This window comes from Thalassotalea sp. PLHSN55, assembly GCF_052030545.1.
In the GTDB taxonomy this organism is placed as follows: domain Bacteria; phylum Pseudomonadota; class Gammaproteobacteria; order Enterobacterales; family Alteromonadaceae; genus CANMXU01.
The window spans coordinates 70,463-89,892 of sequence record NZ_JBPDIH010000013.1 but is presented as its reverse complement, the minus strand read 5'-3'; the positions used below and the strand labels follow the sequence as shown (position 1 = coordinate 89,892).

Sequence of the window (19,430 nt, the reverse complement as noted above, 5' to 3'; positions counted from 1 at the left end):
GTTTACAAGCGCATAGGCATAACTACATAAATAGCTTCGCCAGATTCCGCACCTTCAATTACCACACTGCTATTTGCATCTGATAAAGTGAATTTAACCACTTGATCTTTCAAAGCATTTAGAACATCTAAGACATAACTTACATTGAAACCAATTTCGACATCTTCATAGGGAAAATCAATTTCGATAATTTCTTCTGCTTGTTCTTGCTCAGGATTATTAGCAGTAATTTTCAATTCTGTTTTAGAGAAGTTTAAACGAACACCTTTAAACTTTTCGTTCGACAAAATAGATGCGCGAGACAAAACTTGCTTAAGTTGATCTTTATTTGTCTCTAACACCTTATCACCATTACGCGGTAAAACACGACGGTAATCAGGGAAACGACCATCAACCAATTTACTAGTAAATGAAAATTCAGTATCAATAATACGAATATGATTCGAGCCAAGAAATACTTGTACTTCATCGTCGACGGGATCTAATAAACGGATTATTTCCAAGATCCCTTTTCTTGGCACAATAACTTGGCGTGCAGGAAGTGCTAACGACTCATTTCCAATTTTACAAATAGCTAATCGGTGACCATCTGTTGCTACTGAGCGTATTTCATTGTTTTCACTCTCGATAGACATACCGTTTAAATAATAACGTACGTCTTGGTTCGCCATTGAAAAGTGAGTGCTTTCAATTAAGCGTAACAACTCTGACTTTAACAGTTTAAATTCGACGTCACCTTTCCACTGTTCAATATTAGGAAAATCGGTGGCTGGCAATGTCGACAACGAGTACTTGCTTCGGCCAGTACTGATTTTAATAATGTCGTTTTCTGAACTAAATGTTAATACCGATTGGTCTGGTAAACTTTTACAAATATCTAACAACTTACGCGCTGGAATAGTAATTTTTCCGTCTTCACCATGATTATCTACTTGCGCGTAGGCAACCATTTCAAGCTCAAGATCTGTAGCTGTTAGCGTAAGTGACTGCCCACTTACTTCAAACAGTATATTACTTAAGATAGGTAACGTACTTTTACGTTCTACCGCACCAGAAACCAATAATAAAGGTTTTAATAGAGATTCCCTATTCAATGAAAATTTCATTCTAATTTCCCGTAAGCCTTTGTTTTAAATATTTATTTTAAGAAGATAGTGTTCTTATTAGATTGGAGTAATCTTCTTTAATGTCATGTGTTTCTTCTCGAAGCGCCTTAACTTTGCGACACGCATGTAGCACTGTTGTATGGTCTCTACCACCAAACGCTTCACCTATTTCAGGTAAACTATGATTCGTTAATTCTTTAGATAATGCCATTGCTATTTGTCTAGGTCTAGCAACAGATCGATTTCTTCGTTTAGAAAGTAAGTCAGCGACTTTAATTTTGTAATATTCAGCAACAGTGCGTTGAATATTATCTATTGTGACTAATTTATCTTGTAGCGCGAGCAAGTCTCGTAATGCTTCGCGCACAAAATCGATTGTTATTGCTCGACCCGTGAAGTTAGCATTTGCAATAACACGATTTAATGCCCCTTCTAATTCACGAACATTCGAACGTAATCGTTTAGCAATAAAAAATGCAACTTCATCAGCTAAGTTAATCTGACTCTCTTGAGCTTTGCGCTTCAAAATAGCAACGCGAGTTTCTAGTTCAGGCGGTTCTATGGCAATTGTTAAGCCCCAACCAAAACGAGATTTTAAGCGGTCTTCAACACCGTCAATTTCTTTCGGATAGCGATCACTGGTAAGAATAATTTGCTGATTACCTTCAAGTAATGCATTGAAAGTATGGAAAAATTCTTCTTGAGTACGCTCTTTTTTAGCAAAAAACTGAATATCATCAATTAATAACGCATCAACTGAGCGGTAATACTGTTTAAATTTCTCTATGGCATTATTTTGCAGCGCTCGCACCATATCTTGCACAAAACGCTCAGAATGCATATAAGCAATCTTAGCTTTTGGGTTGTTAAGCAAAATGCCATTACCCACAGCGTGAAGTAAATGGGTTTTACCTAAACCAGTGCCACCATAAATAAATAATGGGTTATAAGCCGTACCAGGATTATCGGCAACTTGTGATGCTGCAGCTCGGGCTAACTGGTTTGATTTACCTTCAACAAAATTGTCAAAAGTATATTTAACGCGCACGTTCGTCGTTTTAGGTAAATTAGATTCTGGCGCAGCAACCTTTTGGGTAATAGTTGCGGCAATTGGTGCAACGGCTTGATTGTCTTCTGTTTGAACTGCCGCTAACGGTTTACTACCAACATCGAAACGTAATAATGGCGGATTATTGGTGTCATGCATTGAAACAAGTTCGTTAATGCGATTAACGTATTTATCTCTTACCCAATCAAGAACAAAACGATTAGGTGCGTACAAAGTCATGATATTGTCTTCAACAACACATTGTAGTGGGCGGATCCACATACTAAATTGTTGTGCAGGTAATTCTTCTTGAAGAACAGAAAGGCAACGTTGCCAAAGAGAATGATCCAACCAAAGTCTCCTAAAGACTACAGGTGTCTAAATTTATACACCAGTCAGTGAAAAAATTAATTAGACGACATTATAGGTAAATTTTATTTTTATCGAGCACTATTATCTATCTAGTTATCCACAAGTGCAATATTGACAAATCGAATTTATGAAAAAATTTATCAGATAGTTTTTAATCTACTGAATATAAGGCTTTTAAATTAATTTATAGACTGAAATAATTCTAAAATAAATTCGTTATACGTTTTTAGAATGACAAAAATATTGCCATTTTGATCCGTTCGTGTTGGCAATTGTTATAAAACTGTGGATATTTTAGTGATCGCAACGATCCTCTACGATCTTAATTAAATAGATAGAGATAAAACGTTGACATTCATCTTTAGCTTATATAGAATTTGCGCTCATTTTTATACCCAGTGTGCTCATTACGGCTGTTTGCCAGGGCAACAACAACAGACGGATTAAACGTAATGAAAAGAACATTTCAACCTAGTGTATTAAAGCGTAAACGTAACCACGGTTTTCGTGCTCGTATGGCAACTAAAAACGGTCGTGCAGTAATTGCTCGTCGTCGTGCTAAAGGTCGTGCTAGCTTAAGCGCATAATTTCTTTTAAGTCTTCTTTTAAGAAATAAGGTAGCCAAATGGTTACATTAGAATTTAACCGGGATTCGCGTTTGCTGACTCCCGGTCAATTTCAAACAGTCTTTTCTAAACCTGTTCGTTTTGGCTCTAGCCACATCACCATCCTCATTACTCACAATGACTCTAATAAACCTCGTTTAGGTTTAGCTATTGCTAAAAAACGAGTTAAATTAGCTGTGCAAAGAAATCGTATTAAACGACAAATACGAGAAAGTTTTCGTTTAAATCAACATAACCTACCCCATATAGATATGGTGGTAATGGTAAAGTCTGGTACAGATAAACTCGAAAACAAAGCGATTAATCAACAATTAGAAAAAATATGGCGAAAAATAATTCAACGCCACAAAAGCTAGTAATTGGTCTAGTAAAAAGCTACCAACGCTTTATCAGCCCTCTGCTTGGCAACAATTGTCGATTCGATCCAACCTGTTCAACTTATACCATAGAAGCAATAAATCGCTTTGGTGTGATAAAAGGTTGTTGGTTAGCAAGCAAACGTATACTAAAATGCCACCCACTGAATGCGGGAGGATATGATCCCGTGCCACCTTCAAATAAAGAGAAATAAATTTTATGGAATCCCAACGCAGTTTGCTTTTTATTGCGCTAATGGTTGTAACATATTTGTTATTTACGCAATGGCAAAAAGAAAACGCCCCAATTCTTGAGCAACCAACCCAAGCTCAAACTTCAACAGCTATTGATTCAAACGGTGATTTCGTACCAGAGTCTTCTGCTGGAAATATGCCTGCAACGCAAACAACCGCTGCAAGCGCAGGGCTAATAAGCGTTGAAACTGACGTATTATCAGTAAAGATTAATACCCGTGGTGGTGACATTGTTGATGCTAAATTACACCAGTTCGATACAGAGCAAGGTAATGGCATTCCATTTACCATTATGCAAAATGGCCATAACAAATATATTGCACAAAGTGGTTTAACTGGTGCACAAGGTATTGACCGCGTTATTCCGGGTCGCCCAATATATTCAACTTCAGCTAAATCTTATCAACAAGAAGGTGATACGCCATTAGTTGTTGATTTAGAGTTTGTCACTGAAGATGGTTTAAGCGTTACTAAACGCTTCACTTTCACTAAAAGCGACTACAGCGTAAAGGTTGATTATATTATCAACAACAACACACCTACTGTTGCAAGTGTGCAAATGTACGCACAGCTAAAACAATCTACAATTGTTGAAGGTGGCTCAGCATTTATGCCTACATACCGTGGCACAGCTTATTCAACAACTGAAGATCGTTACGAAAAATACGACTTTGACGACATTCAAGATAAAAAGCTTAATGTAACAACCCAAGGTGGCTGGGTTGCAATGTTAGAACATTATTTTGTTTCGGCTTGGGTACCTAATAAAGCTGACAATAACCAAATCTACACGCTTTACAACGCTAATAATCAAGAAGCAACTATTGGTTATAAAGCACCAATGTTAACTATTGAACCTAATACTCAAGCAACCGCTTCGGGCATTTTCTATGTCGGTCCTAAAGATCAGTATGTATTAGATGATATTGCTGAGAACCTAGGTTTAACGATAGATTACGGTTTCTTGTGGATGATCTCTAAACCATTGTTTTGGTTACTTCTACAAATTCAATCGCTAGTGAGTAACTGGGGTGTAGCAATTATTATCATCACCTTAATCGTTAAAGGTGCGATGTACCCACTAACTAAAGCGCAATACACCTCTATGGCTAAAATGCGTGAGTTAGCGCCTAAAATGGCACAGCTAAAAGAGCGTTATGGCGACGACCGTCAGAAAATGTCGCAAGCGACTATGGACATGTACCGTAAAGAGAAAGTTAACCCAGCTGGCGGTTGTTTACCTCTTTTACTTCAAATGCCAATTTTCTTAGCACTTTATTGGGTATTTTTAGAAAGTGTTGAATTACGTCATGCACCGTTCTTCTTCTGGATCCAAGATTTATCAGCAATGGACCCATACTTTGTATTACCTATCTTTATGGGGATCAGTATGTTTGTGATGCAAAAAATGCAGCCAATGACCATTCAAGATCCAATGCAACAAAAGATCATGCAATACATGCCAGTGGTATTTTCAGTATTCATGGCTTGGTTCCCGTCAGGCTTAGTGCTTTACTGGTTCATCAGTAACGTGATCTCAATTATTCAAATGAAGATTATTTTTGCTGGTATTGAAAAAGCAAAACAAAACTAACTTTTGATATGACTTGTCATTAGTTCAATAACAAAAAGCGACTTTATAGTCGCTTTTTTTTCGCAAAAAATTTAAAACCAACTACAGATAAAAGTTTATAATATCGACAATAGCTAATTACTTTCTACTTAATGAGTCGATAAATGACAGAGCACAACGTATTTTCTGGTGAAAAAGAAACTATCACCGCACAAGCCACTGCACCGGGTCGTGGAGGCGTGGGTATCATTAGGGTTTCAGGTCCTGAAGTAAAAAATATTGCCGAGAAAATATTGGGCAAAGTGCCAAAAGTAAGAAGTGCTGAATACTTACCTTTTCTCGATAGTAAACAACAGCCATTAGACCAAGGCATTGCACTTTATTTCAAAGGTCCTAACTCGTTTACTGGCGAAGACGTATTAGAGCTTCAAGGCCACGGCGGTCCAGTGATCTTAGACATGCTACTTAAAGAGATCTTAGCACTGCCTAAAGTGCGTATGGCAAATCCTGGCGAATTTAGTGAACAGGCTTTTTTAAACGACAAGCTCGATTTAACCCAAGCCGAAGCAATTGCCGATTTAATTAACTCAAGCTCAGAACAAGCCGCTCGTTGCGCCCTGCACTCACTGCAAGGTGACTTTTCAAAGTTGGTCAATAATATTGTCGATAAAACCATTCACTTACGCATGTATGTTGAAGCTGCAATTGATTTTCCTGAAGAAGAGATCGACTTTCTCGCTGATGAAAAGATCCTAACAAGCCTAAAAGACATTATTACACAGGTAGCTGATGTTCGAGAAAAAGCTCAGCAAGGGAGTATTATTCGAGAAGGCATGCGGGTTGTTATTGCCGGTCGTCCAAACGCCGGTAAATCAAGCCTACTAAACGCGTTAAGTGGTAAAGAAAGCGCGATAGTCACAGATATTGAAGGCACAACACGTGATGTATTGTCAGAGCAAATACATATCGACGGCATGCCGCTGCACATTATCGACACAGCTGGCCTTCGAGACAGTGCAGACAAAGTGGAGCAAATTGGTATTGAACGCGCTTGGCAAGAAATCAACCAAGCGGATCGTGTATTGCTAATGCAAGACTCATCCAATGCCCAACAACAGGATATACGTGCCCTGCTACCAGAGTTTTTTGAAAAACTGCCTGATAATATTCCGCTAACTGTGATTAAAAACAAAGCTGACATTAGCCAAGCTAAAACAGGGTTTACAGAAGAACAAGGTCAAGCAACCATTACGTTATCTGCAGCTACAGGCGAAGGCATCAGCGCGTTGAAAGAGCACCTTAAAACAATTATGGGCTATCAAGGTAGCAACGAAGGTGGTTTTATGGCAAGAAGGCGCCATTTAACCGCATTAAGCAATGCAGAGCATCATCTAAAAACCGGCTTAGAACAACTTGAAAGCTATGTCGCGGGTGAAATATTGGCTGAAGAGTTACGACTTTGCCAAGAAGAGCTCAATCAAATTACCGGTGAGTTTACCAACGACGATCTACTTGGTGAGATCTTTTCGTCTTTTTGCATTGGTAAGTAACCAACAAACGATCATTTCAACAGTCACATTGCTGATTATTTTCCCCCTTTTTAAGGCAATGATCAGCACAAAAAATAGAGATTAGGAGTATCAATGTCATCATTTCAGATCATTGTTGGCAGCATGTTAGGCGGAACAGAGTATGTCGCTGAAGCGTGTGAACAACAATTATTGGCGCTAGGCCATCAAGTAGAGCTACATTTACCACCTGTTTTTGAGCAAATAAACCGCAACAATCAAACTTGGCTCATTTGTACCTCAACACATGGTGCAGGTGACTACCCAGACAATTTTCAGCAATTTGCTGCAGATCTTGAAAATAACGATCAAGATCTATCCTCAGTTAAAACCTTAGTGATCGGAACAGGCGACACTAGCTACGATACCTTTTGCAAAGCCGCTAAAAATATTGAAAAACTACTATTATCAAAAGGTTGCAATAAAATATTACCTTTAAAGACGATCGACATGAGTCAAGATATAGATCCAGAAGAAGTTGCAGCTAACTGGATCGAAGAAAATAGCGATCATTTATAAAGTACTTACCCATAAGTTATTCACAGATAGGTAATAAATAAATAAGCATTGTGAATAACTCTGGGTAAAAACTATTAATTTTCGGTTATTATTCCGTGCACATAAAAAACATTTTTAATCCTTGTGGATAAATAGCCCTTTTGATCAAAGCTTATATGATAGTTGATCAATGTTTGATCACAAGTTAATAGATCAAGTAATACTTTAAAATATAAGGATAAATATGGCTTATCCACAGAAAAGGAGTTTACTAGTAAGTAATAACAATAAGATCTTTAAATAGATCTTTAATATTATTTAACGATCGCACTTAAGATCTTTTTCTCAATTTGATCGTTTCCCTGATGATAAAAACACGTTAAAATACGCCCCCTTTAAATTTTAACGAAAAATAGTTTTCTAAATAAATCGTCAAAATTTAACTCTTATTTTTTACAAAGGTTTTTAAGTTATGTGGTATCAAGATTCGTTTGAAGTTATCGTTGTTGGCGGAGGTCATGCAGGCACAGAAGCTGCGTTGGCGTCTGCGCGCATGGGCTGTAAAACGTTATTGTTAACTCATAACATCGACACCTTAGGCCAAATGTCGTGCAACCCTGCCATCGGTGGTATTGGCAAAGGTCACTTAGTGAAAGAGATCGATGCACTCGGTGGTTTAATGGCCACTGCGATTGATCATTCAGGTATTCAATTTAAAACTTTAAATGCCAGTAAAGGTCCTGCTGTTCGAGCAACACGTGTTCAAGCGGATCGTGCTTTGTACAAGGCCTATGTCAGAAGTTTTCTTGAAAACCAAGAGAATTTAACCATTTTCCAACAACCTTGTGACGATCTTATTTTAGAAAATGATCAAGTCGTTGGTGTTTCAACACAAATGGGCTTAAAGTTCAAAGGCCAAACCGTAGTACTCACCGTAGGTACTTTCCTTGCAGGCCAGATACACATTGGTTTAAATAACTATCAAGGTGGTCGAGCCGGTGATCCTGCGTCAAATAATTTAGCAAAAAGTTTACGTGATCTTCCGTTTAGAATGGATCGTCTTAAAACTGGTACTCCACCAAGATTAGATGCAAGAACACTTGATTTTTCTGTAATGGAACCACAACCAGGCGATAAAGATCGACCGGTGTTTTCATTCCTAGGTTCACAAGATGATCATCCGGAACAAATTCCTTGTTACATCACGCATACCAATGAAAATACGCATGAAATTATTAAACGTGGTTTAGATAGATCGCCAATGTATACTGGCGTTATCGAGGGCATTGGCCCGCGCTACTGCCCGTCAATTGAAGATAAAATTAATCGTTTTGCAGATAAAGCTAGCCACCAAATATTTGTTGAACCAGAGGGTTTAACCACCCATGAAGTTTATCCAAATGGCATTTCAACCAGTCTGCCGTTTGATGTACAAATGGATCTAGTGCGTTCGATCAAAGGCTTTGAAAATGCACATATAACACGCCCAGGTTATGCGATTGAATACGATTATTTCGATCCGCGCGATCTTAAACAAACCTTAGAAAGCAAATTTATCAACAACTTGTACTTTGCTGGTCAAATCAACGGTACCACAGGTTATGAAGAAGCAGGTGCTCAGGGCCTAATTGCAGCCACTAATGCCGCTGCACGTGTACAAGGCAAAGATGAGTTAATTCTTGGCCGTGACCAAGCTTACATGGGCGTATTGATCGACGATCTTGCTACCTTAGGTACTAAAGAACCGTACCGTATGTTTACTTCTCGCGCCGAATATCGTTTACTGCTTCGTGAAGATAACGCTGATATTCGTTTAACCGAGCAAGGCCGCAAGCTAGGCTTAGTTGATGATGCCCGTTGGCAGCGTTTTAATGAAAAAATGGAAAATGTTGAACTTGAACGTCAGCGTTTAAAATCAACCTGGATTCAAAAGGATCATCAGAATATTGATCAACTCAATGCTTTATTGAAAAATCCAGTGAATAAAGAGAATAGTTTAGAAGATCTGCTACGTCGCCCAGAAGTTCGTTACGATGATTTAATGAAAATTGAAGGTTTTGGCCCAGCTTTAAACGATCAACAAGCGTCTGAACAAATTGAAATTCAAACCAAATACGCCGGTTATATTGAACGACAGCTAGAAGATATCGCCAAAAAGAAACGCCATGAAGACACTTTGATCCCTGCAAGCTTTGCTTATGATCAAATTTCAGGTTTATCTAACGAAGTTGTTGCTAAGCTAACAGAAGCTAAACCTGAAACAATTGGTAAAGCATCACGTATTTCTGGTATTACTCCTGCCGCAATTTCGTTATTATTGGTTTACTTGAAAAAACACGGCTTACTTAGAAAGTCGGCTTAAACCACGACGATACAATTAATGACCTTACAAACTCAACTTGAATCTTTAATTCAAGACGCTGATTTATCAGTGACCGATGAGCAAATAGCGCTACTTATTCAGTATGTTGAAATGCTGAATAAGTGGAACAAAGCGTATAATCTTACTTCTGTTCGTGAACCTAAAGATATGTTAGTTAAACATATTATGGACAGCCTAATGGTAGGTAAGGTACTTGAAGGTCAACACTTTATTGATGTTGGAACGGGTCCAGGTTTACCGGGCATTCCCTTGGCGATTTTATTTCCTGAGCTCGATTTTGTCTTGTTAGACAGTTTAGGCAAGCGCATTACCTTTTTACGCCAAGTAGTTTTTCAATTAAAACTAAAAAATGTAACACCGGTATTATCTCGCGTAGAAAAATATCAACCAGAACAACCGTTTGATGGAGTATTAAGTCGTGCTTTTGCTTCGTTAAATGATATGGTTACTTGGTGCCAACACTTAATTTCGAACGAACAAGGCCGTTTTTTTGCATTAAAAGGCCAATATCCTCAAGATGAAATTGCACTCTTGCCAGAAAATATTAAACTGGTGACAAGTTATGAAATTTCAGTGCCTCAATTAGCTGGTGAACGCCACTTAATTGAATTGAAAAAAGTCTAATAAAAATAATAGCATTAGAGGTTATTGTGGGAAAAATCATTGCGGTTGCAAATCAAAAAGGTGGTGTCGGTAAAACCACCACTTCGGTTAATCTAGCTGCATCATTGGCAGCAACCAAACGAAAAATATTGCTGATTGATTTAGATCCACAAGGCAATGCAACCATGGGCAGTGGCATCGACAAATATGAAGTTCATGGCACTTGTTATGAATTACTGATTGAAGAAAAGCCATTTGACGAGGTTGTTTGCAAAGAAACTTCGGGTATTTATGACCTTATCGCTGCCAATACCGATGTAACCGCTGCCGAAATTAAATTAATGGAAGTTTTTGCTCGCGAACAACGGTTAAAAACAGCCTTAGCACCGGTTAAAAATAAATACGACTTTATTATTATTGACTGCCCGCCGTCACTAAACATGTTAACAGTGAATGCAATGACCGCTGCAGATTCTGTCTTAGTGCCAATGCAGTGTGAATATTATGCGCTTGAAGGATTAACCGCATTAATGGATACCATTTCTAAACTAACGTCGGTAGTGAATAGCGATCTACATATTGAAGGTATTTTACGTACCATGTACGATCCGCGAAATAGGTTGGCTAACGATGTATCAGAACAATTAAAACGTCATTTTGGTGATAAAGTCTATCGAACAGTCATTCCAAGAAATGTTCGTTTGGCAGAAGCTCCTAGTTTTGGCGCTCCGGCCATGTATTACGACAAATCATCTACAGGCGCCAAAGCGTATTTAGCGTTAGCCGGTGAAATATTACGTCGTAGCGAGCAAACCCCATCTAAACAGAAAATTACTGAGTAAGCGCAAGGAATATTATGAGTCCGTCTAAAAAAAGAGGGTTAGGTCGAGGTCTTGATGCCTTATTAACTTCTGCTCCATCAGCACCAACAAATGACACAGCACAAGAAGCAACTGCAGACTCACAAAGCGAGTTACAAAACTTACCTATCGACTTGCTTGAACCGGGCAAATACCAGCCACGTAAAGATATGTCGGCTGACGCGTTAGAAGATTTATCAAATTCGATTCGCTCACAAGGCATTATTCAGCCAATTGTTGTTCGCAGTATTGAAAATGGACGTTTTGAAATCATTGCCGGTGAACGCCGTTGGCGTGCTGCGCAAATAGCGGAAATTGATACCGTTCCTTGTTTAGTTAAAAACGTACCTGACGAAGCTGCCGTTGCCATCGCCTTAATTGAAAATATTCAACGTGAAGACTTAAATGCCATGGAAGAAGCCATTGCACTAGATCGTTTATTAACAGAATTTGAATTAACTCATCAAGAAGTGGCACAAGCAGTAGGTAAATCAAGAACAACGGTAACCAACCTATTACGGTTAAATAATTTAAACGATGAAGTGAAAACCTTGCTTGAGCATGGCGATATTGAAATGGGCCATGCGCGTGCCCTGTTAGCACTTGAAGATGACTTGCAAAATACCACGGCGCGTATTGTTGCTGCTAAAGAATTAACCGTGCGTGAAACCGAAGCGTTAATTAAAAAAGTTCAAGAACCTGAGCAAGAGAAAAAAGTTAAAGAAGTTGACCCTAATACTAAAGTACTAGAACAAAATTTATCAGAAAAGTTTGGCTCGCAAGTCACCATAAGTCATAACAAAAAAGGTAAAGGAAAATTGGTGATCTCATACACTAACCTTGATGAACTTGACGGTATAGTATCTCGTTTTAATTCTTTTTAAGCTTTGATTTATAAGGCGGTTATTTTTCAATTAGCCGCCGATAATATTGAATCTTTAGCATTCTGTTTTTTTTCTACAAATGCATAATAAAAATAACTAAAATAAATTTAATATCATAGACTGCCTAACCACTCGGTAAATTGGTAATAAATGTCGCAAACTTTCGTATTATATTGGCGCGACCAGTGCCCTATTTTGTTGCATTAGTGACATAAATCAGTATACTTGCGCTGACTTTTTGATATTGAAGTTTTTACTTTAAATAAAGCATGTGTATTACGAAAACTTTCGTTGGAGTTTAGGGTGAATTTTTTAACCAGTAACCCATTAACAAAAACCGGTAGAAAGTTTGCCTATTACCAAATAGGTTTCTCTATTTCCGTCGTAAGCATATGTGTATTAGTAACGTATTTTTGTTGGGGGTTAACCTACGCGGTTTCAGCATTGGCTGGTGGCGCTATTGGTATAATCCCCAATATTGTATTTGCCTATAAAGCATTTAAATATGCAGGGGCTAAGTCGTCTAAATTAGTGGTTGAGTCCTTTTTTAGCGGCGTAAAATTAAAAATGGCGTTAGCCGCACTATTATTTGCCTTGGCATTTAAGTTTTTAGTCATAGTGCCACTGCCATTTTTTGGAATGTTTTGCTTGGTAATGGCATTGCCGTTATTAACACCATTTTTTATAAAAATTTAAACTTTAATCATTAGGATAATTAATATGGCTTCAGGTGCTGAATTAACCAGCCAAGAATATATTAAACATCACTTGCATAATCTGACTGTGGGCGAAGGCTTTTGGGCTTTACACATAGATACGCTAGGATGGTCAATATTTTTAGGCTTAGTCTTTTTAACCATTTTCCGTTCTGTGGCGAAAAAAGCAGAAACGGGTGTTCCAGGTAAATTGCAATGTGCAGTTGAGATGATCGTCGAGTTTGTTGATGATAGTGTCAAAAGTACTTTCCATGGCAATAACCCAGTAATCGCACCATTAGCGTTAACCATTTTTGTATGGGTATTACTAATGAACGCAATGGATTGGGTACCGGTTGATTTAATTCCTAAAATCTTCTCATTAATGGGTGTTGACTACATGAAAGCTGTACCAACAACCGATCCAAATATGACTTTCGCACTAGCGTTAGGTGTATTTATTCTTATTATTTACTATTCAATTAAAGTTAAAGGCATTGGCGGTTTCATTAAAGAACTTACCACACAGCCTTTCGGTCACTGGTCTTTATACCCAGTTAACTTTATTCTTGAAATGGTTACCTTATTAGCTCGTCCGTTGTCACTTGCCTTACGTTTGTTCGGTAACTTATATGCAGGTGAGTTGATATTCTTACTGATTGCGACAATTGGTTTATTCCAGTTGCCAGTACACTTTTTATGGGCAGCGTTCCACTTGCTGGTTATCCCATTACAAGCGTTTATCTTTATGATGCTAACGATTCTATATTTGAGTCTCGCTCACGAAGATCATTAATTTTTTAACCTTAAATTTTTAACTTTATAACTTTAAATAATCGGAGATAAATATGTTATATATCGCTGTTGCTTTATTAATCGGTCTAGGTGCTCTTGGTACTGCGATTGGTTTCGGTCTACTTGGTGGCAAATTCCTAGAATCTGCTGCTCGTCAACCAGAATTAGCACCTCAATTACAAGTGAAAATGTTCATCGTAGCGGGTCTTATCGATGCTATCGCGATGATCGGTGTTGCTATCGGCTTATACCTATTATTCGCAGTTGGTGCTTAATTTTTTTAAGTTGTTTTTTAACCGCGAATTTGAATAGGAGATACAAAAATGAATATTAATGTGACCCTTTTTGGTGAATTAATTGCATTTGTTGTATTCGTAATTTTTTGCATGAAGTACGTATGGCCACCAATTATTGGCGCCATCGAAGCTCGTCAAGCAACTATTGCTGACGGACTTGCGGCTTCTGACCGTGCTGCTAAAGATCTTGAGCTTGCTCAAGAAAAAGCCACGGCTCAACTTAAAGAAGCGAAAGCGCAAGCAGCTGAAATTGTAGAAGCTGCTAAAAAGCGTGAAACGCAAATTGTTGAAGAAGCTGCAGAAAAAGCGCAAGCAGAGAAGGCGAAAATCATCGCTGCTGGCCATGCAGAAATAGAGACTGAACGTAACCAAGCTAAAGAAGAATTACGCCAACAAGTGGCTGTTCTTGCGGTAGCTGGTGCCGAGAAAATTCTTGAGCGTTCAATTGATGCCGCTGCACATAGCGACATTTTAGATAAACTTGTAGCTGAACTTTAAGAGGGAATAGAGCTATGTCTGAATTGACAACCGTCGCTCGTCCCTACGCTAAAGCAGCGTTTGATTTTGCTGTTGAAGCAAATGCCGTTGATAACTGGTTATCAATGTTAGTATTTGCTGCAGAGGTTTCTGAAAATGAAACCATGACTAACTACCTTTCAGGTGGTGCGTCAGTTGAACAAGCCACAGACCTTTTCTTAAAAGTTTGTGAAGATCAACTCGACAGCAATGGCCAAAACTTAGTTAAAGTAATGGCTGAAAATCAACGTTTGTTGGTGCTACCACAAGTTCTTGCTCAATTTAGCCAATTAAAAGCTGAATATGAGAAAGAAATTGCTGTGGATGTAACGTCTGCTGTTGAATTAGCAGCGGAACAAGTAACTACATTAAGCGCCGCGCTTGAAAAGCGTTTGGCTCGAAAAGTAAAGCTCAATTGTGTTGTAGACGCAAACGTCGTTTCTGGCTTAGTAATCAAAGCTGGTGACATGGTAATAGATGGTTCAGTACGAGGTAAATTGAACCGCTTAGCAACAACAATGCAATCTTAACGGGGAACAGAGCATGCAACTGAATTCCACTGAAATCGCTGAACTGATCAAGAATCGTATTGAACAGTTTGACGTAGTTAGTGAAGCTCGTAACGAAGGTACTATCGTTTCTGTAACAGACGGTATCATTCGTATCCATGGCCTTGCCGATGTAATGCAAGGTGAAATGATCGAACTTCCTGGCAACCGCTTCGCTATCGCGTTGAACCTTGACCGTGATTCGGTAGGTGCGGTAGTTATGGGTCCATATGCGGATCTAGCTGAAGGCGTAAAAGTTAAAGGTACTGGCCGTATTTTGGAAGTACCAGTAGGTCGTGGCTTATTAGGCCGCGTAGTAAACACTCTAGGTGAGCCGATTGATGGCAAAGGCCCAATCGACAACGATGGTTTCGCACCAGTTGAAGTTGTAGCACCAGGTGTTATCGATCGTAAATCAGTTGATGAGCCAGTTCAAACTGGTATCAAATCAATTGACTCAATGATTCCAATCGGTCGTGGTCAACGTGAACTTATCATCGGTGACCGTCAAATCGGTAAATCAGCGATCGCACTAGACGCAATTATTAACCAGAAAAACACTGGCATTAAGTGTGTATACGTAGCAATCGGTCAGAAAGCTTCTACTGTTGCGAACTTAGTTCGTTCATTAGAAGAGCACGGCGCGTTAGATAATACTATCGTTGTTGTTGCTTCTGCTTCTGAAGCTGCTGCATTACAGTACTTATCAGCTTACTCTGGTTGTACTATGGGTGAATACTTCCGTGACCGCGGTGAAGATGCACTAATCGTATATGATGATTTATCTAAGCAAGCTGTTGCTTACCGTCAAATCTCATTACTTTTACGTCGTCCGCCAGGCCGTGAAGCATACCCAGGTGACGTTTTCTATCTTCACAGTCGTCTACTAGAGCGTGCTGCTCGTGTAAACGAAGACTATGTTGAGAAATTCACTAACGGTGAAGTTAAAGGTAAAACAGGTTCATTAACTGCATTACCTATCATCGAAACGCAAGCGGGTGACGTATCTGCTTTCGTACCAACTAACGTAATCTCAATTACCGATGGTCAGATCTTCTTAGAATCTAACCTATTTAACTCAGGTATTCGTCCTGCGGTTAACGCTGGTATTTCTGTATCTCGTGTTGGTGGTGCTGCTCAAACGAAAATCATCAAGAAACTTGGTGGTGGTATCCGTTTAGCATTAGCTCAATATGCAGAGCTTGCCGCTTTCGCTCAATTCGCTTCTGACTTAGACGATGCAACTCGTGCTCAATTAGAGCATGGTCAACGTGTAACAGAATTGATGAAGCAAAAGCAATACAGCCCATTGTCAATTGCTGAAACTGCAGTATCGTTATTTGCCGCTGAAAAAGGCTACTTAAACGATGTTGAGATCAACAAAGTTGTTGATTTTGAAGACGCATTACGTTCATACGTAAACAATGACCACGCTGAGTTGATGGCTACTATCAACGAAAAGGGTGACTATAACAAAGATATCGAGTCTGGTTTAGCTAAAGCGATTGAAGCTTTCAAAGCTACCCAAACTTGGTAATTAGTTAACCTTTTCGCGGAGAATTAGTCATGGCTGGTGGTAAAGAGATTAAATCAAAGATCGGAAGTGTACAAAATACACAGAAGATCACCAGCGCGATGGAAATGGTTGCAGCTAGTAAAATGCGCAGAGCGCAAGATAGCATGGCTGCATCTCGCCCATACGCTGAAAATATGCGAAATGTGATCGGTCACATCGCGCTTGGTAACTTAGAATATCGTCATCCTTATATGGAAGAACGTGAAGTTAAGCGCGTAGGTTATATCGTTGTCTCAACAGACCGAGGTTTGTGTGGTGGTTTAAATATTAACTTATTTAAACAAGTACTTGCTGATGCCGGTAAATGGCAATCAGAAGGCGCTGAAGTTGATTTAGCCGTAGTGGGTTCAAAAGCCACTGCCTTTTTCAACAACATGGGCGCTAAAGTCGTTTCACAAGTTTCTGGTTTAGGTGATAGCCCTTCACTTACTGACTTAGTTGGTAGTGTGAAAGTAATGCTAGATGCCTACGATAATGGTGAGATAGATAAGTTGTTCATCGTTTACAACAAGTTTGTAAATACAATGACGCAACAACCGACAATCGATCAACTTTTACCTTTGCCTAAGTCAGATGATGACGCAATTAAGCATCGCTGGGATTACTTATACGAACCAGACGCTCAAGCATTGCTTGAACAGTTATTAGTTCGTTATACAGAGTCTCAAGTATATCAAGGTGTAGTTGAAAATCTCGCATGTGAACAAGCTGCTCGTATGGTTGCAATGAAAGCTGCAACAGATAACGCGGGTGACTTAATCGATGATTTACAATTGGTATATAACAAAGCTCGTCAAGCAAGTATTACTCAAGAATTGAGTGAAATTTGTGCCGGCGCAGCAGCGGTATAAGCAAAGGTTCTTAACTTTAAGAGCACAAGATTAGAGGATTAAACATGAGTACAGGTAAAGTCGTCCAAATCATTGGCGCAGTTGTGGATGTAGAATTCCCACAAGATGCTGTACCTCAGGTATATGACGCATTAAATGTAACTGAAGGTGATCTTGCTGGTTTAGTACTAGAAGTACAACAGCAACTAGGTGGTGGCGTAGTTCGTGCCATTGCTATGGGTTCATCTGACGGTTTGCGTCGTGGTCTGAACGTAGAAAACACAGGTAATAACATCCAAGTTCCAGTAGGTACTGCAACTTTGGGTCGTATTATGAACGTATTGGGTGAGCCTATCGATGAAGCTGGCCCAATCGGCGAAGAAGAGAAGTGGGCAATTCACCGTGAAGCGCCAGCATATGCTGAGCAAGCGATGTCTAATGAACTTCTTGAAACTGGTATCAAAGTAATCGACTTAGTATGTCCATTCGCTAAGGGTGGTAAAGTTGGTTTATTCGGTGGTGCTGGTGTTGGTAAAACCGTTAACATGATGGAACTTATTCGTAACATCGCGATCGAGCATAGCGGCTACTCAGTATTTGCTGGTGTAGGTGAGCGTACTCGTGAAGGTAACGATTTCTACCATGAAATGAACGATTCAAACGTACTTGATAAAGTATCGCTTGTTTACGGTCAAATGAACGAGCCTCCAGGAAACCGTCTTCGTGTTGCGATGACTGGTTTAACAATGGCTGAGAAGTTCCGTGACGAAGGTCGCGATGTACTTTTCTTCGTTGATAACATTTACCGTTATACACTTGCGGGTACTGAAGTATCAGCACTTCTAGGTCGTATGCCTTCTGCGGTAGGTTACCAACCTACACTTGCTGAAGAAATGGGTGTACTTCAAGAACGTATCACATCAACTAAGACAGGTTCAATCACGTCAATTCAAGCGGTATACGTACCAGCGGATGATTTGACCGATCCATCACCTGCAACAACCTTTGCTCACTTAGATGCAACTGTTGTACTTAGCCGTGATATCGCGTCTCAAGGTATCTACCCTGCGATTGATCCACTTGACTCAACTTCGCGTCAATTAGATCCATTAGTAGTAGGTGCAGAGCACTATGAAACAGCTCGTGGTGTTCAATCAACACTACAACGCTACAAAGAACTTAAAGATATCATTGCAATCTTAGGTATGGACGAGCTTTCTGAAGAAGATAAGCAAACTGTAGACCGTGCACGTAAGATTCAACGTTTCTTATCTCAACCGTTCTTCGTTGCTGAAGTATTCACAGGTTCACCTGGTAAGTACGTATCACTTAAAGACACTATCAGTGGCTTTAAAGGTATTCTTGCTGGTGAGTATGATGATTTACCAGAGCAAGCTTTCTACATGGTTGGTTCTATTGAAGAAGCAGCTGAAAAAGCTAAAAACATGTAATGAAGGCTGGCGACTAACTGCTTAAGGTAAATTAGTCGCCTATTTGGAGGTCAACATGGCAATACTTTCTGTAAATCTGAATGTGGTAAGTGCTGAAGAGAGCTTATTCTCTGGCGCTATCGAATCATTACAGATCACAGGTAGCGAAGGTGAATTAGGTATTATGCCTGGTCACGCACCTTTGCTGACCTCACTAAAACCTGGTATGGCAAGAATCGTTAAGAAAGGTGGAGACGAAGAAGTTATCTACATTTCTGGCGGTATGCTTGAAGTTCAACCGAATCACGTCACTGTGCTTGCTGATGTAGCAACACGTGGTGGTGACTTAGATGAACAAGCCGCAGAAGAAGCGAAACAACGCGCTGAAGAGCACTTAAATGCTCATGGCGACGATGTTAATTACGCAGAAGCTGCAGCTGAATTAGCACGCGCTGTTGCGCAATTACGTGTTATTCAAGCGGCTAAGAAGAAGCTCTAGCCAGTTAGAAACAACATTACACTAAGTTTTAGTGACTAAAAGCGACTTATCCGCAAGGAGAGTCGCTTTTTTATTGTTTGAATTTTAAACAATCACTGTGTTATGTTGTGTAT

General features: G+C 39.4%; 21 protein-coding genes. 19 read left to right on the top strand and 2 right to left on the bottom strand.

Annotation, left to right across the window (positions count from 1 at the left end):
- Positions 1 to 2 precede the first annotated feature (2 nt).
- Together dnaN and dnaA are read right to left on the bottom strand one after the other, a co-directional pair.
- Positions 3 to 1,106 (bottom strand): DNA polymerase III subunit beta, encoded by a 1,104-nt coding sequence (dnaN, locus tag ACRRSQ_RS19180; RefSeq protein ID WP_440877391.1) that lies wholly within the window; start codon positions 1,104 to 1,106, stop codon positions 3 to 5.
- A gap of 37 nt (positions 1,107 to 1,143) precedes the next feature.
- Positions 1,144 to 2,505, bottom strand: coding sequence for a chromosomal replication initiator protein DnaA (gene dnaA / locus ACRRSQ_RS19175; protein WP_440877390.1), 1,362 nt, complete (start codon positions 2,503 to 2,505; stop codon positions 1,144 to 1,146).
- A gap of 473 nt (positions 2,506 to 2,978) precedes the next feature.
- Between dnaA and rpmH the strand changes: the two genes are divergently transcribed.
- From rpmH to ACRRSQ_RS19080, 19 genes are all read left to right on the top strand, one after another.
- Positions 2,979 to 3,113 carry a 50S ribosomal protein L34 gene (gene rpmH / locus ACRRSQ_RS19170; protein ID WP_033080930.1) on the top strand — a complete coding sequence of 45 codons (135 nt, stop codon included), beginning with the start codon at positions 2,979 to 2,981 and terminating at the stop codon, positions 3,111 to 3,113.
- A 38-nt stretch (positions 3,114 to 3,151) separates the two neighbouring features.
- Positions 3,152 to 3,508 carry a ribonuclease P protein component gene (rnpA, locus tag ACRRSQ_RS19165; protein ID WP_440877389.1) on the top strand — a complete coding sequence of 119 codons (357 nt, stop codon included), beginning with the start codon at positions 3,152 to 3,154 and terminating at the stop codon, positions 3,506 to 3,508.
- On the top strand, positions 3,475 to 3,723 hold the full coding sequence (yidD, locus tag ACRRSQ_RS19160) for a membrane protein insertion efficiency factor YidD (RefSeq protein ID WP_440877388.1): 249 nt from the start codon (positions 3,475 to 3,477) through the stop codon (positions 3,721 to 3,723). Before rnpA ends, yidD begins: the two co-directional genes overlap by 34 nt.
- A gap of 5 nt (positions 3,724 to 3,728) precedes the next feature.
- Positions 3,729 to 5,357, top strand: a complete 1,629-nt coding sequence (gene yidC / locus ACRRSQ_RS19155) for a membrane protein insertase YidC (RefSeq protein WP_440877387.1) — start codon at positions 3,729 to 3,731, stop codon at positions 5,355 to 5,357.
- 143 nt (positions 5,358 to 5,500) lie between these two features.
- Complete coding sequence (gene mnmE / locus ACRRSQ_RS19150; protein WP_440877386.1) at positions 5,501 to 6,886, top strand: tRNA uridine-5-carboxymethylaminomethyl(34) synthesis GTPase MnmE; 1,386 nt, start codon at positions 5,501 to 5,503, stop codon at positions 6,884 to 6,886.
- Positions 6,887 to 6,979: 93 nt separating this feature from the next.
- The gene (locus ACRRSQ_RS19145) at positions 6,980 to 7,423 is read left to right on the top strand and encodes a flavodoxin domain-containing protein (RefSeq protein WP_440877385.1); all 444 of its coding nucleotides are present in this window, start codon (positions 6,980 to 6,982) and stop codon (positions 7,421 to 7,423) included.
- Between the two features lie 451 nt (positions 7,424 to 7,874).
- Positions 7,875 to 9,764 carry a tRNA uridine-5-carboxymethylaminomethyl(34) synthesis enzyme MnmG gene (mnmG, locus tag ACRRSQ_RS19140; RefSeq protein ID WP_440877384.1) on the top strand — a complete coding sequence of 630 codons (1,890 nt, stop codon included), beginning with the start codon at positions 7,875 to 7,877 and terminating at the stop codon, positions 9,762 to 9,764.
- An 18-nt stretch (positions 9,765 to 9,782) separates the two neighbouring features.
- A complete protein-coding gene (gene rsmG, locus ACRRSQ_RS19135) occupies positions 9,783 to 10,409 on the top strand; it encodes a 16S rRNA (guanine(527)-N(7))-methyltransferase RsmG (protein ID WP_440877383.1) in 627 nt (208 codons plus the stop codon).
- 26 nt (positions 10,410 to 10,435) lie between these two features.
- Positions 10,436 to 11,230, top strand: a complete 795-nt coding sequence (locus tag ACRRSQ_RS19130) for a ParA family protein (protein WP_440877382.1) — start codon at positions 10,436 to 10,438, stop codon at positions 11,228 to 11,230.
- 14 nt (positions 11,231 to 11,244) lie between these two features.
- On the top strand, positions 11,245 to 12,132 hold the full coding sequence (locus ACRRSQ_RS19125) for a ParB/RepB/Spo0J family partition protein (RefSeq protein ID WP_440877381.1): 888 nt from the start codon (positions 11,245 to 11,247) through the stop codon (positions 12,130 to 12,132).
- A gap of 303 nt (positions 12,133 to 12,435) precedes the next feature.
- Positions 12,436 to 12,828 (top strand): ATP synthase subunit I, encoded by a 393-nt coding sequence (locus ACRRSQ_RS19120; protein WP_440877380.1) that lies wholly within the window; start codon positions 12,436 to 12,438, stop codon positions 12,826 to 12,828.
- Between the two features lie 24 nt (positions 12,829 to 12,852).
- The gene (gene atpB / locus ACRRSQ_RS19115) at positions 12,853 to 13,623 is read left to right on the top strand and encodes a F0F1 ATP synthase subunit A (RefSeq protein WP_440877379.1); all 771 of its coding nucleotides are present in this window, start codon (positions 12,853 to 12,855) and stop codon (positions 13,621 to 13,623) included.
- Between the two features lie 52 nt (positions 13,624 to 13,675).
- On the top strand, positions 13,676 to 13,897 hold the full coding sequence (atpE, locus tag ACRRSQ_RS19110) for a F0F1 ATP synthase subunit C (RefSeq protein WP_076417406.1): 222 nt from the start codon (positions 13,676 to 13,678) through the stop codon (positions 13,895 to 13,897).
- A gap of 48 nt (positions 13,898 to 13,945) precedes the next feature.
- On the top strand, positions 13,946 to 14,416 hold the full coding sequence (gene atpF, locus ACRRSQ_RS19105; protein WP_440877378.1) for a F0F1 ATP synthase subunit B: 471 nt from the start codon (positions 13,946 to 13,948) through the stop codon (positions 14,414 to 14,416).
- A 14-nt stretch (positions 14,417 to 14,430) separates the two neighbouring features.
- Positions 14,431 to 14,964: a F0F1 ATP synthase subunit delta gene (gene atpH, locus ACRRSQ_RS19100; protein ID WP_440877377.1), complete on the top strand. Its 534-nt coding sequence runs from the start codon at positions 14,431 to 14,433 to the stop codon at positions 14,962 to 14,964.
- A gap of 13 nt (positions 14,965 to 14,977) precedes the next feature.
- Positions 14,978 to 16,519 carry a F0F1 ATP synthase subunit alpha gene (gene atpA, locus ACRRSQ_RS19095; RefSeq protein WP_440877376.1) on the top strand — a complete coding sequence of 514 codons (1,542 nt, stop codon included), beginning with the start codon at positions 14,978 to 14,980 and terminating at the stop codon, positions 16,517 to 16,519.
- A gap of 29 nt (positions 16,520 to 16,548) precedes the next feature.
- Positions 16,549 to 17,409 carry a F0F1 ATP synthase subunit gamma gene (atpG, locus tag ACRRSQ_RS19090; RefSeq protein WP_440877375.1) on the top strand — a complete coding sequence of 287 codons (861 nt, stop codon included), beginning with the start codon at positions 16,549 to 16,551 and terminating at the stop codon, positions 17,407 to 17,409.
- Positions 17,410 to 17,453: 44 nt separating this feature from the next.
- Positions 17,454 to 18,839, top strand: coding sequence for a F0F1 ATP synthase subunit beta (gene atpD, locus ACRRSQ_RS19085; protein ID WP_440877374.1), 1,386 nt, complete (start codon positions 17,454 to 17,456; stop codon positions 18,837 to 18,839).
- 55 nt (positions 18,840 to 18,894) lie between these two features.
- A complete protein-coding gene (locus ACRRSQ_RS19080; RefSeq protein ID WP_440877373.1) occupies positions 18,895 to 19,317 on the top strand; it encodes a F0F1 ATP synthase subunit epsilon in 423 nt (140 codons plus the stop codon).
- Positions 19,318 to 19,430 lie beyond the last annotated feature (113 nt).